Annotated in this window: 9 protein-coding genes and 1 other RNA gene; 9 read left to right on the top strand and 1 reads right to left on the bottom strand. The window is 54.3% G+C overall.

The window, feature by feature from the left end; genetic code table 11:
• The first annotated feature begins 355 nt into the window (after window positions 1-355).
• The 5 genes from arcD (at window position 356) to G5315_RS01795 (ending at window position 5,600) form a co-directional block, all read left to right on the top strand.
• A complete protein-coding gene (gene arcD / locus G5315_RS01815; RefSeq protein WP_421332227.1) occupies window positions 356-1,792 on the top strand; it encodes an arginine-ornithine antiporter in 1,437 nt (478 codons plus the stop codon).
• Window positions 1,793-1,897: 105 nt separating this feature from the next.
• Window positions 1,898-2,686, top strand: a complete 789-nt coding sequence (locus tag G5315_RS01810; RefSeq protein WP_219264012.1) for a sulfite exporter TauE/SafE family protein — start codon at window positions 1,898-1,900, stop codon at window positions 2,684-2,686.
• A gap of 102 nt (window positions 2,687-2,788) precedes the next feature.
• Window positions 2,789-2,885, top strand: an RNA gene (gene ffs / locus G5315_RS01805) — signal recognition particle sRNA small type.
• A gap of 84 nt (window positions 2,886-2,969) precedes the next feature.
• Complete coding sequence (locus tag G5315_RS01800; RefSeq protein WP_421332226.1) at window positions 2,970-4,109, top strand: tyrosine-type recombinase/integrase; 1,140 nt, start codon at window positions 2,970-2,972, stop codon at window positions 4,107-4,109.
• A gap of 399 nt (window positions 4,110-4,508) precedes the next feature.
• Entirely contained in the window at window positions 4,509-5,600 is a 1,092-nt protein-coding gene (locus G5315_RS01795; RefSeq protein ID WP_421332225.1) for a M14 family metallopeptidase, read from the top strand.
• Between the two features lie 130 nt (window positions 5,601-5,730).
• Here G5315_RS01795 and G5315_RS01790 read toward each other — a convergent pair whose 3' ends face one another.
• Window positions 5,731-8,379 (bottom strand): phage/plasmid primase, P4 family, encoded by a 2,649-nt coding sequence (locus G5315_RS01790; RefSeq protein WP_421332224.1) that lies wholly within the window; start codon window positions 8,377-8,379, stop codon window positions 5,731-5,733.
• Window positions 8,380-8,873: 494 nt separating this feature from the next.
• Here G5315_RS01790 and G5315_RS01785 point away from each other — a divergent pair, with 494 nt between their 5' ends.
• From G5315_RS01785 to G5315_RS01770, 4 genes are all read left to right on the top strand, one after another.
• A complete protein-coding gene (locus G5315_RS01785) occupies window positions 8,874-10,835 on the top strand; it encodes a type I restriction-modification system subunit M (protein ID WP_421332223.1) in 1,962 nt (653 codons plus the stop codon).
• Complete coding sequence (locus G5315_RS01780; protein ID WP_421332222.1) at window positions 10,832-12,232, top strand: restriction endonuclease subunit S; 1,401 nt, start codon at window positions 10,832-10,834, stop codon at window positions 12,230-12,232. Before G5315_RS01785 ends, G5315_RS01780 begins: the two co-directional genes overlap by 4 nt.
• Window positions 12,229-13,491, top strand: coding sequence for a PD-(D/E)XK nuclease family protein (locus tag G5315_RS01775; RefSeq protein WP_421332221.1), 1,263 nt, complete (start codon window positions 12,229-12,231; stop codon window positions 13,489-13,491). Before G5315_RS01780 ends, G5315_RS01775 begins: the two co-directional genes overlap by 4 nt.
• 115 nt (window positions 13,492-13,606) lie before the next feature.
• A complete protein-coding gene (locus G5315_RS01770) occupies window positions 13,607-14,071 on the top strand; it encodes a hypothetical protein (protein ID WP_201934270.1) in 465 nt (154 codons plus the stop codon).
• Window positions 14,072-14,074 lie beyond the last annotated feature (3 nt).

Raw genomic sequence — 14,074 nt, 5'->3', positions numbered from 1 at the left:
TTTACATAATGGGCCCCGGTGTTTCCACCGGGGCTTTTTTATGCAGATTATTTATACAGAGAGCGCCTGAATGGCGATGCATAGGAACCATGCGAGTCAGGTTGTGTTGGCAGAAAAATGAGAAATATCAATGGGTCTTGGTTAATTTGAGCCAGCTCACAGGCCATATGGGTCAGTGCTGTAAAATTGCGCGCGGTCAAGGCGGTGCATGATTGACGGGACGAGGGATTGCGGTCGGAATAGTCATGCAATATAGTTGCCGCCTTTTTCACGGGGTCAGGATTCCCAGCCCCTCCCATATTGCGCGCAGTATGAATACGGACGCTCTGCCGCCGCCTAAATAAACAGGATTGAAATGGACAAGAAACTAGGGCTGGGCGCCCTCATTTCGCTGGTGATCGGCTCCATGGTCGGCGCCGGGGTCTTCAGTCTGCCACAAAACATTGCTGCACATGCCAGTGCCGGGGCGGTCGCCCTGGGTTGGGCCATCACCGGTCTGGGCATGATCTGTCTCGCGCTGGTCTATCAGAACCTCTCCATGCGCCGCCCTGATCTCGATGGCGGTATCTTCAGCTATGCCAAGGCCGGTTTCGGCGATTTCATCGGTTTCAACGCCGCCTGGGGTTACTGGCTCTGCCAACTGCTGGCCAACGTCTCTTACGCCATCGTGGTGTTTAGCGCCCTGAGCTACTTCTTCGATACGCCGGACAACGTCATCTTCGGTGACGGCAATACGCCGGTCGCCATCACGCTGGCCTCCATCCTGATCTGGTCGGTGCATGCGCTGGTGCTGCGCGGGGTGCAGGTCGCTGCGCTGGTGAATATCGTCACCACCATCGCCAAGATGGTGCCGCTCATCGTCTTCTGTGTCGCGATCCTGCTGGCCTTCAACATGGATACCTTCACTCTGAATATCTGGGGCCAGAACAACATGGAGCTGGGCTCCGTGATGGATCAGGTCAAGTCCACCATGAAGGTGACCCTCTGGGTCTTTATCGGGATTGAAGGGGCCGTGGTGGTTTCTGCCCGTGCCCGTCATCGCAAGGATGTGGGCCGTGCTACCGTGCTGGCGCTGCTCGGCGCCCTGACGCTTTACGTGATGGTGACCCTGTTCTCGCTGGGTGTCATGAGCCAGCCGCAACTGGCGGCGCTTAAAAATCCTTCGACCGCCATGATCCTTGAAGCCGTAGTCGGCCCCTGGGGCGCCTGGCTTATCAACATCGGTCTGGTGGTGTCGGTGATGGGGGCGCTACTCAGCTGGACCGTGCTGGCCGCTGAAGTGCCCTACATCGCAGGCAAGACCGGCGTCTTCCCGGGCTGGTTTGCCAAGGAGAACAAGAACGGCTCGCCGCAGGTATCCCTCTGGTGCTCTACCTGTCTGGTGCAGATCTTCCTGATCATCATCTACTTCCAGAGCAGCACCTATCTGGCGCTGGTCAACATTGCCACCTCGGCGGCGCTGGTGCCCTACGTTTTCTCCGGTGCCTATGGCCTGAAGCTGGCATTGAAAGGGGAGACCTATCAGGGTCAACCCCATCAGCGCAAGCGTGACCTGCTGCTGGCTCTGGTGGCGACCGTTTACGGCTGCTGGCTGGTCTACGCTGCCGGTGTGGAGTACCTGTTGCTGGTGGCGCTGCTCTATAGTCCGGGCATCTTCATCTACTGGAAGGCGCGTCAGCATCACGGTCTGCGTGGCCTTAACCGGCTGGAGCAGGGGATGACGGCGGCTCTGCTCGGCTGTGCCGTGCTGGCCTTCTACAAGGTGATGGACGGTACCATTCCGCTGAACTGAGCGGCACAATGAAGAGATGGCCCTCGCGCCATCTCTTTTTTTTCATGCTGATATCCACTGTTGCCCGGCCGTGTTGGCCGTTTATCGTTCAAAACAGGAATTTTTATGCTGTTTATGGGTTACCTCCTGCTGGGCGCCTTTGCCGGCATGCTGGCAGGGCTGTTCGGGATTGGCGGTGGATTGATCATTGTCCCCGTGCTGGTCATGACCTTTCGCGCTCAGGGTATCGACCCTGAAATAATTACCCATCTGGCCCTCGGCACCTCGTTGCCCACAATGATCTTTACCGGATTCAGCTCGCTTAGAGCACATCAGGAAGCGGGTGCCGTCGACTGGGTGATGATCCGCAGATTGGGGGCGGGCATGCTGGTTGGTGCCTGGCTCGGTGGTATGACGGCCAATCTGCTCAGTACCAGCACCCTCAATATCATTATCGGCTGCTTCGCCTGGACTATGGCGCTGCAGATGGGGCTTAACCTCAAGCCCAAGGCGGAAAGACACCTGCCAGGAGCGTTCGGCACCGGCATTGCTGGCACAGTGATAGGCTGGATGTCCGCGCTGTTTGGCATTGGCGGTGGCTCGCTCACCGTCCCTTACCTGAGCTGGAACTCGGTGCCGATGCGCAATGCGGTAGCGGCCTCTGCAGCCTGCAGCATGCCCATCGCGCTGGCGGGGAGCCTCAGCTACCTCTATGCGGGTTGGGATCATGCCGATCTGCCCGAGTGGAGTGTGGGCTACATCTATCTGCCCGCCCTGCTGGGCATTGTGCTGACCAGTACCCAGTTCGCCCGCATTGGCGCCAAGCTGGCACACCGCCTGTCACCCACACGCCTCAAGCAGGCCTTTGCCCTGCTGATGCTGCTGGTGGGGGCGAAATTTATGCTGTTTAGCTGATTCATTCGGCAGATTGTTGAAAAATAAGGCAAACGATCTGTTGGAGGGTAGAAAGCCGTTGCATTGAACGCCCAGTTTGCCTATTCTCCTCGCCGGTGGTCCTATTGGTCCTCTCGCATTGATAACCCGTCGACCTGGTCAGGACCGGAAGGTAGCAGCCAAGGCGGGGGACTCGAGTGCCGGGATGTGGCTGGTAGGGCCACCACTTGTTTCTGCAATTCAATAAGTTAGCCTCCTAAAGCCCTTGGTCATCCACTTTGTGTGGACGACGAGGAGCTCATCGATGAATCTCTGGCTCAGTCCCCACGGCATCTGGTATTACCGGAAAGTCACCACGCTCCCCTGTGGTCGTCGTAAAGAGATCAAAAAATCCCTGCATACCCGAGACAAGCCGACGGCCCGTGCAGCTGTTGCGAAGCTGCTTGCCTGTGTGCGTTCGAGACCGAAATCTGGCGTTGAGCCTGCTGAGGCATCAGAGACCCCACCAAATCAATCGAGCACCAAGCCGGTGGCTCGGGCGGCCAAACCACTTGCTCCGCTCCTGTCGGTCTTGAGTGACCGCTATCTGAAAGAGAAGGCCCTCTCCTGGGCACCGAAAGAGCTCAGCAACCAGAAGAACTACATCGGCTGCTTCATCAAGGCGCTGGGTGATAGACCGGTCGCTGACTACGGCAAAGCGGATGTGGTCAAGTTCAAGGAGGACCTGCTGAACTCCGGCAAAAGCCCGACCACTATCAACAAGTATCTCCAGAAGCTCTCCCTGCTGTTTAGCTGGCTGGCTAACCATCAGGATGGGGTCATCAACCACTTTGCCGGATTGAAGCTACAGCGAGCCAAGGAGGTGAACTCACGAAGTGGGTACACAGCGGAAGAGCGTCGCAAGTTTATCGGGTGGGCTAAGCAGCAAGAGCCCCACCGTAGGTGGATTGCTCTGCTGGGTCTGTTCACCGGAGCTCGTGCCAACGAAATCTGTCAGCTCTATGCCGATGATGTGCAACAGGTTGACGGTATATGGTGCTTGAATATTCGCAGTGGACGGCCAGACCAGAAACTCAAGACGGCCAACAGTGCTCGTCTCGTTCCTCTCCATCGACACCTCCTCCAGAGCGGTTTCATCGAGTTTGTGAAGGGGAGGATAGGGGGACGCCTTTTCCCTGAACTGCCACATCGCCAGGATGGATACAGCCACCTGTGGGGGCAGTGGTTTAGCCGCCATCGCCCCGTCGACAAGGACTTCCACAGCCTGCGGCATACCGTGGGAACCGCCCTCAAAGATCACGGAGTGCCATTGCAGTATGCGGCGGCGATCCTGGGCCACACCAACGGGGCGATCAGCTATGACCGATACGGAGGGGATGTCTCGCTGGAGAAGCTCAAAGAGGTGATAGAAGCGGCCCTTTCATCCTTTGCTGATGCCGGATAAAGGGAAAGATGGGTCTGCTGAGATGCTGAAATTTTGGCATTTTTAAGAACTTTTTATACGATGTTTCATACAGAAAAAGTTCTATAAATAGCTGAAATTTCAGCAGATTGACTGCTTGGTTTGGTCCATTTTCCTTTGTTGGCGGGCAAAACGGGAAAGTCAAAAACGGCAGATGTGATTTGGTTTTGTGGTCTTGCATGTCAGCACAAGGGAGAGTGGATTCATTCGTCTTCAATGTGCCCAAGACTATGTCTTTGCATCACATTTCTTCTAACCCAAAGTAGATACTCGACATATCTCCTTGATAGCTTAGTCGCCTCGACATGTTTTAGCCTTGGACTGCCTGCCAGCTTATCGAGTCGGGATTTACTAATCATATTGAGCATCATGGAGAGTCGTATGCGTTATGTTGCGTTTGCTGTTGGATTAGCACTTTTTGGTTCGGTTGCCCATGCAGCCACCCAGTACACAGGCGATAAGGTCCAAGGTATACCTGTGATTTCAGCACTCGATGTCGCTGATCTTGCTACAGGCCAGCACCGTTTTATGTTCGAGGGCGTCGAGACCGGAACTGGTCAACGTTGGTACGTGCCGATCATGGTGGCCAAAGGGGCTACCGATGGTAAAAAAGTATTGCTACAGGCTGGAGTACATGGTGACGAACTCAATGGTGTTCGGATCGTACAAAAGGCGATGGCACAACTTGAACCGGCCAAGATGAAAGGGACCGTCATTGGGGTTATTGGCCCCAATCGTTCCGGTTTAGAGCGAGTGTCGCGTACATGGGCAATATCGACTGACGGTGGTGATGTGATCGATTACAACCGGATTCATCCAGGTAAAGAGACAGGTAATGCTCCCGAGCGTCAGGCATGGCTGATGTGGAACAAAATCTACAAAGGGAATGTCGATTTGGCCATCGACTATCACACTCAGTCTACTGGGACGGCATACCCACTCTTTATTTATGCCGATTATCGCAATGCGGATGTAAAGACCATTGCGGAACTGTTCCCTGCCGACCAAATTAAAAAGGATCCTGGTGAAGCGGGGTCGATGGAAACTACGTTTGTTGAGAATGGCATTCCGGCTATAACCGCAGAAGTAGGCGAGCCACGGGTGTATCAACAGGATATGATTGATCGAGGCTTACAGGGGGCCTTCAACGTATTGCGTCACTACAAGGTGATAGATGGAAAGCTTGGGGCCACCGCCGAGAGCCACAAGACATACATAGGTAATGAAATGAGCTCGATTCGGGCAACGACTGGTGGCTTTGCAGAAGTCCTCGTCAAGTTGGGGGACGATGTGAAGAAGGGCCAGAAGGTTGCTTTGCAGCGTAATGCTTTTGGTGATGTAGTGGCTGAATATACTGCGAATATGGACGGTAAAGTGCTTGCAGTCGGCACTGATGCTGTACGTGAGCCTCGGGCGTTACTGGTTCGGATTCTGGGGCAAAATCCTGCGGACACTTGCAAAAATGGTTGCTAAGTAAGGGATGCAGCTATCGCGACAAGGAACATGTTTCCGTTAAGGTCAGCTTTGGATGCACGACCAAACACTCTATATTGAGCGTCACTTTTAGATCAAAGTATGAGGGGCCCGCAGACCCCTCGTTTGGTTATACGGTGTAGTTGGCACCGAGCTCTGTCTTACTGGTGGATGATGCCGTCATGTCAGCCATCTCGCTATCGAGCAGGGTCAACCCGATGACGGTTGCCTTGCTGTTGTAGCGGGGGACTGCAAAGCCCTTCTCCATCAGCTTCTTCTTGAGGGCCAACTGCTTCATGGCCCATTCACCGTTCTGCTCTGCCCAGCGGCTGTAGGCCGCATAGACCTCGCTCATGGGCACTTTGGCCCCTGCTCTGGCCTGGGTGCACTCTTCAAGGAAGCAGCCAACCATATCCGACTCGGCACGGTAGGTCTCGACATCCTGCTTGAGGCGAGCAGGAATCGACGCCTTGAGCCTCTGCTCTTGCCACATCTGGCAGCCCTGGATGGCCCAGTTCAGAATGCCGGGCATCTCGGCCCGCAGCTTCTCCATCAGCATGGGGTCCAATTGTGCCTTCGTGAAGGAGGCATTGAAGGGCAGCATCAACATCCGACGCCACATGCCATTGCTGGTATCGCGGATCTCGGGCTTGTGGTTGCCCACCATCACCAGAGAGAAGGTTGGACGGAACTCCATCTCCTTCTTGGCGTAGGGTGCACGAGCGACAATCACGTCATCCCCTGTCATGGCCTTCACCAAGTTCTCATCCATACGGGCCCCCTCAGGCAGCTCGTTGGCGACCACGAGACGTGCATCCACCAGCTTGGTCAGGGACGGGTTCGGCCCGGTATTGCCGTTGCGGTTGAACAGCAAGACGTTACTGCTGATCTGCCGACTGAACTCTCCCAGCAACTGCTGAATGACCGACATGAACGTACTCTTGCCGTTGCAGCCGCCCCCGTGGAGGAAGAACAGGAGCTGTTCGTCGGTACGGCCAGTGATCCAGTAGCCCACACAACGTTGCAGGAAGGCCGCATACTCGGCATCACCACAGGTGATCTCGCCGATGAACTGCTCCCATCGCGGGCAGACAGCAGCTGGGTCATAGGCCACCGGGCTATGGTGGGTCATCATGAATGCCCGTCTTGGTGCCAATAGGCGACCCGACTTCAGGTCGATGACACCATTGGCCGTGCCCAACAGCATCGGATTGGCGTTCAGTTCGTGCAGTCTTGCCGTCATCATCGGCTTGGCCAGTTCCAGCATGTTTTGAATGCCTGCCCGGTTAAGGCTGCTTGAGCCGTGTCTGAGCACGGCATAGGCCCAAGACAGCTCTTCTTTCTTGCACGCCTGCTTGATCAACATCTGTCCGATTTCCTGGATCTCTTTGCCCACGGTTTGAGCAAGGATCATGGGCGTCAAGTCATTCTGGGTCCAGTGCGTACCATCGAAGTAGATAAAGCCACCTAACTCAGGGACGAACTTCAGGTTATGCCCGTGCATCTGCACGAACCGTTCGGCGTTGGCCGAATCGTTGAGCTCGTTTTCAAAGATGGTTGTACGTGGCAGGACCTTGACGACTTCCGGCTGCTGATCATCGTCCTGAACGGCTTCGGCTTCGGCTTCGGCTTCGGCTTCGGCTTCGGCTTCGGCCACAGGCTCAACCAGGGTGAATGCCGCCACCAGCTCGGTCAGAGGCAAGGGGTTGTCGCCATGCAGGTATTCGTCGATGTCCTTGACGCTATCCGGCAGCTTTACTTGGGTCAGTTTGAGACCGAGTTGGGCCACCTTTGAACGGTACTTGTCGCCCGCGTCATCAGTGTCGAAGAAGGTGACAACATCACTGTCAGCCAGCTCACGCCCCAGCCACTCTAACTGTGTCTGTGACAGTGTCCCGATGGTGGCCAGCACAGGGCCCGGCCAACCTGCATCCACCAGCGACAGGCGGTCATTTTCCCCCTCTACCAGGGCGACAGGGCCGGGGGCATGCAGGCTCTCTTCTCCGTAGAACTGCACCCCGTTAAGCCAGTGCTGACTCGGCAGCTGGAACTGATACTGCTTGTTTGGGTCCTTGAAAGTGAAGCGGCTGACTTGTCCGTTGCGGTCGAAGTGCGGGAACACATAGACACCGCTCGGGAAGAAGTCACGAAGCAGATCTGGGGCATCGTTGCGAAGCTTGACCAGACCGGAGGCCAGTCGCTCCTCTTGGCTGAATCCTGCATCCTTAAGTGCCTTGTTCAGGCCACCTGAGAAGCCGATATCCAGCCCCACCAGCACCTCCTCAGAGTGGCCACGCAACTCCATCAGTTCGTCTACATCCAGGCGAGCCTGATAGTGGTTGGTGGCCAGCTTGAAGAGTTCTTGCAGGCGAGCAGGTGGGGCCGTGTAGATCGGCTGCTCCAGCTTCACCACTTTGCGAACGGTCGGGGTGACTGACAGCTCGCCCAGCAGAAGCAATCGGGCTGCATCGTAGGCGTTACTAGCCAGACCGTTCTTGACGATAAGCTCGAACACATCTCCGTTCTCCTCGCAACTAAAGCAGTGGAAGCTATCGTCGTCAGGATAGAGGGTGAAGCAGTCGTTATGGCCACATAGTGGGCAACTGGCATCGTCCAGTCGGTAGGTGTTGGAGCCGACTTTCTTGACGTCTTGCCCGGTCAGGGCCGAGGCGACATCCATAATGGGGAACTGCTCTTTGATGGCAGCAAAGTCGATAGTCAGGGAGTGGCCTGCATCGGCCAGGGCATATTCAAGGTCTAATTGACTGGATTGAGACATGATGTCTCTCCTCTTAGATGACCGCAGCTGGAACTAAAATCAGTTGTGTAGGCGTTCCAAGCGGCGGTAATCAGGTCGGGTAATTGGCGCCCCCCGAGGGCTTATGGCGTGAGCCAAGGTGCGATGTGTGCGGGGGCGTCTGCCCGCCGACAACCCCGACTATACGGATCGGCAGAAGCAATACAACCCCTCTTTTTTCCTCCCCAAGGTCCCATTTCGAGTTTTCGTTGTGAACAACGCAAAATCCACGATCAAAGATTTTTTCATGTGATCTCGATAGTGGGATCAAGTTCACAATATTGCTGCTTCCCTTGTCTGCTCCACGGACGGGACGCCCCCATCAGCAGGTCAAAATCGATCCGCTTGAAAATGCGACATGTACGTTCATTCAGGGAGTTAAGTGCAACCTATATCACCCCCATGACTGGCTTCCCGTGGTAGAATCCCCGACATTTCGTCTGTTTCAGACCGCAAGGCGGTCCCACGGGGTTTCCATGACAACCAATATCTCATCCCTTGCCAATCTGATCTGGTCGGTTGCTGACCTCCTGCGAGGTGATTTCAAGCAGTCCCAGTATGGCCGCATCATCCTGCCCTTCACCGTGTTACGTCGTCTTGAGTGCGTGCTGGCCCCTACCCGTGAAAAAGTGTTGGCCACCGCCGAGAGCACCAAGGCGCTGCCCGAGCTGGCCCGCCATAAGCTGCTGCTCAATGCCGCCGGACAGAGCTTCTACAACACCGCCAAGCTCACACTGGACAACCTGGGTGAGAAGCAGATCGGTGACAACCTAGATAGTTATGTGCGGGGCTTTTCCCGTGAGGCGTTCGAGGTGTTCGAGCACTTCAACTTCGCCGCCAGCATCGATCTGCTGGAAGATGCCGACCTGCTCTACAAGGTGGTCCGCAACTTCGCTAACGTCGATCTCTCCCCCGAAACCGTAGATAACTACCACATGGGTCTGGTGTTTGAGGAGCTGATCCGCAAATTTGCCGAAAGCTCCAACGAGACCGCCGGTGAGCACTTCACCCCCCGTGACATCGTGAGGCTCACCACCTCGCTGGTGTTTGCGGCTGATGACGAGGCTCTGACCACCGCGGGCGTGGTGCGGACCATCTATGACCCCACGGCGGGCACCGGTGGTTTTCTCTCCTGCGGCATGGAGTACCTGCACGAGTTGAATCCCGCCGCCCGTCTCGCCACCTTTGGCCAGGAGCTCAACCCCGAGTCGTTTGCCATCTGCAAGGCCGACATGCTGATCAAGGGGCAAGACATCAGCAACATCAAGCTCGGCAACACCCTCTCCGATGACCAGTTGCCCTTGGATAAGTTTGACTACTGCCTCTCCAACCCGCCATTCGGGGTGGACTGGAAGAAGGTCGAGAAGCAAGTCCGGGATGAACACCTGCAAAAGGGGCACAGTGGTCGCTTTGGGGCGGGCCTGCCCCGTGTCTCTGACGGCTCACTCTTGTTCCTGCAACATCTTATCGCCAAGATGAAGCCGGAAGGTTCCCGTATCGGCATCATCCTCAACGGCTCCCCGCTCTTTACCGGTGGGGCAGGTAGCGGCGAGAGCGAGATCCGCCGCTATATCCTCGAGCACGACCTGCTCGATACCCTGGTGGCCCTGCCCACCGACATGTTCTACAACACCGGCATCGCCACCTATATCTGGGTGCTGTCGAACCACAAACCGGCGGAGCGTCAGGGCAAGGTGCTGCTCATTAACGCCAGTGACCTGCACAGCCCAATGCGTAAGTCGTTGGGCTCCAAGCGTAAGCAACTGAGCGACGAAGCCATTGAGCAAATCGTCCGCCTCGCCAGCCGTTTCGAGGCGAGCCCGATCGCCAAGATATTCCCCACCACCGCCTTCGGTTATCGCCGTATCACCGTGGAGCGGCCGCTGAAACTGGCGTTCTACCCGCAGGATGCCGAGCGGCTCGCTAGCCTTAACACCGACAAGGGCTGGGCCAAGCTCGATGGCACCCTGCAGTCTGCCATTCTCACTGCCTTGGGCCAGTTCGCTGAGGCCAAGTTGCTCTCTCGCGACAAATTCAAAAAGCAACTGACCAAGCTGCTGGGTGAGGTCAAGCTGCCAGCCCCGGCCTTCAAACTACTGGTAAGCCATTTGGCTGAGCAGGACGATGCCGCTGAAGTGTGTAAAGCCAAGGGCGAGCCGGAAACCAACTCCGATCTGCGGGATAACGAAAATGTGCCGCTGGGGGAAGACATTCATGAATATCTGAAGCGTGAGGTGCTGCCCCATGTGCCGGATGCCTGGATTGACACCAGCAAAACCGACCCACTCGATGGTCAGGTCGGCATCGTCGGTTATGAGCTCCCCTTTAACCGCCACTTCTACCAGTACCAGCCACCCCGCGAGCTAGCAGCGATCGATGCCGATTTGGATGCGGTGGCCAAAGAGATTATGCAACTGCTGGCGGAGGTGCATTCATGAGTGAAGTCGTTGATGCTGCTCAGCAAGGGCTGGCGGGGAAATATCAACCCTATCCGGAATATAAGGATTCGGGGGTAGATTGGCTTGGCTGTATTCCTAGAGATTGGAATAAACTTGCGTTAAAGCATGCTCTTGAGATAGCCATCACAGATGGACCACATGAGACACCAGTCTTCATTGAAGAAGGTGTGCCATTTATGTCGATTGACTCAATTCAGAATAACAAGTTGGTGTTTGACGGTTGCCGATACATTTCGATTGAAGACCATAAACGCTATGCGAAAAAGTGTTTACCTAAGCGTGGTGATCTTCTGCTTGGTAAAGCTGCTTCCGTAGGTAAAATCGCCCATGTGACGACAGATAATGAATTTAATGTATGGTCACCTCTGGCTGTGATTCGTGTTGATTCCTGCAAACATGATAGTAGATTTTTTTACTACAGCTTTCAGTCATCACTGATGCAGTACCAGTGTCAAATTAAAAGCAACTCTAACACTCAAGCAAATTTGGGTATGGGTGATATCTCTAATCTTCAATTTGTATATCCAACATTACCAATACAGCAGACCATCGCAGCTTTCCTCGACTACGAAACCGCCCGGATTGATCGGCTGATTGCCCAGCAGCAGCGGCTGATCGAACTGCTGAAAGAGAAGCGGCAGGCGGTGATCTCCCACGCCGTCACCAAGGGCCTCAACCCCGATGTTCCCATGAAAGACTCCGGCGTCGAGTGGCTCGGCCAAGTGCCGGAGCATTGGGCATCTATTCGTGTCAAACAGGTATCTACTTTCATTACTTCTGGCCCGCGTGGCTGGTCTGATTTCATATCAGATAATGGGGGGGGAATATTTCTTCAAAGTGGTGATCTAAATAATGAACTTGGTTTGGAACTTGATAAGGCGAAGCGTGTAACCCCGCCTGAAAATACTGAAAGTGTGCGAACTAAGTTAATTGATGGTGATGTTGTTGTTTGCATAACAGGGGCAAACACAGGGCGAGTTGCAATTGTTGAAAATTTGTCAAGGACAACATATATAAATCAGCACTTGAGTTTAATTCGCCCGCTGACGTCGAAGATTAGCTCAAAATATTTGGGGTTCAGTCTTGCCTCGTCAGGTGGTCGTTCATTCTTTGATGTTGTTCAATATGGGCTCAAAGAAGGATTGAGCTTAAGTAATATATGTGAGGTGCCAATTGCGCTGCCACCAATAGATGAACAACATCAGATAGTTAAACATATCGAGTCAAGAAATATTTATTTTGACAAATTAACAAGTTTTGCAATCCATCAAGTTGACCTACTCAGAGAACGCCGCACAGCCCTGATTTCTGCCGCAGTCACCGGCAAGATCGATCTGCGAGGCTGGGAGCCACCAGCAGAAGAGGCTGCCGCATGAGTTCAATGCCGCCAACCGAGGCGACTGATGCGATTGCTCCAGCCAGCAATGACGAACAGTACCGCTGGCTGACCGAGTTGATTTTCGATAGCAAGGAACTCGATAAGCTGGGGGGCATGGTCTCCGAGTTCAATCTGTTTGAAGCGATGGGGATGGTGCGTCAGGAGATCCGCCACTCCCATTTCCTCGGCACCCTCTTTAATCCCCGTGAGCCCCATGGCTTGGGCTCCCGCTTCTTTGAGTCGCTGCTTTCAAGGTTGCTCTATGACTTGCCGGATCGACGTAGTGGCGAAGTCTCTCTGCTCGATATCGATCTCTGTGATTACGATGACCTGCAGGTATTTCGCGAGCAAGATCGTATCGATCTGCTGCTGGTGAGCGAGCAAAACCGTCAGGTCTTTGTTATCGAGAACAAGATTGATGCCGGTGAGCACGGCAATCAGCTGGAACGGTACGAGCAGGCCGTAAACCGCCGCTACCCCGAGCATCGCAAGATCTTTGTCTTCTTGACTCTGGACGGCAGAGAGGCCAGTCGCGATGGCTGGTTAAACCTGAGCTATGCCCAGGTGATTGAATGCCTGAGCGAACTGGTCACTGATTATGGCCACCAGATCCCGCCATCAGCCCGTATCGGCATCGAGCACTACATCACCCTATTCAAGCGATATTTTATGGAAGATACCGAGATTGCGGAGCTCTGCTGCCGCATTTACAAGAAGCACCAGAAAGCCTTGGATCTGATATTTGAGCACAGACCTGCTGATGGCGATGGCCGAACCGAGCGCCGGGATTGGGCGAAGGAAATGATAGCGACCGCCGCACAACAGCAAGCTTGGGAACTCGATAGTGAGACCCGGTCATTAGTACGCTACGCCTACTTACCTTGGGATGATGGTAAAGGAATGCTGTCATCAGGCTGGACCAAGAGTGGTCGTGTGGTGTTGTTCGAGATTTTTAGCGATACCGACAAATTGGTGCTGAAACTGCTGATTGGCCCAAGCAGTGATGCGGCATTACGGGAGCATCTGTTTAACTGCGTAGAGCAGAGTGAGGTTGCTTCTCTAGCGAAGAGAAAACTACGACACAGCCCACAATGGAGCCAAGTCTATTCACTGCCTTTGCTCGATAAAAAGTACCTTGGTGATGACCCTGACGAGGAGGAATGCAAAAAGCAGATCAGCAAGAAGCTACAGCATTTCTGGTCACACGACTGGACCCTGCTGAAAGAGACCATGAACAAGGCGATTGAGACCTTGTAGCGAGGATGGCGATAACAATGGATAACAAAGCACGGAAAAAGGCATTTCAAGACCATATCATCGCAGATTTTGAGCAAGTCCGTTTATTGGTTGGTCGTGGTTATCAGGAGAGCTAATGCTGATTCGGATACTCAAAAAACTACTGCTATGGTGCGGCGATGATTCATATCAGCGTCAAGCTACGCGGATAAAAGATGCTGATGTATTAAATGATGCTCTTTTGAAAAAAGCTGTGTGCTTAGTGGACGAGCGGGACGTAAAGGCTACAGCATTGGAGCACGCTGAGCTTCGAATTCAACGACTGCTATCTGAGCTCAATGATATGGATGAAGCATCTCAGGCACAGGCATCCATCATTCGTAGCATGGGGAGCAAGCAAAGGGATTTGGAAGATAAAGTCTATGAGCTGCAACAGTGGGAAACCCGATATCGGCAAATGATCCATAAGCTAACGCCAAAAGATCAAACTCCCAAAGTCATTAAAGTAGATGCTGAATCAACCGCTGTCTTACCTCCCTATAGCAGGGACGAATGCCAAGCATGTGGTGGAATTGGGCCATATTGCAGATGCTCTAACTAAAAA

It is taken from the genome of Aeromonas sp. 603607 (assembly GCF_049171595.1).
GTDB classification, from domain to species: domain Bacteria; phylum Pseudomonadota; class Gammaproteobacteria; order Enterobacterales; family Aeromonadaceae; genus Aeromonas; species Aeromonas veronii.
The sequence above is the reverse complement of the archived record's forward strand: the minus strand, read 5'-3'. Positions and strand labels throughout refer to the sequence as shown.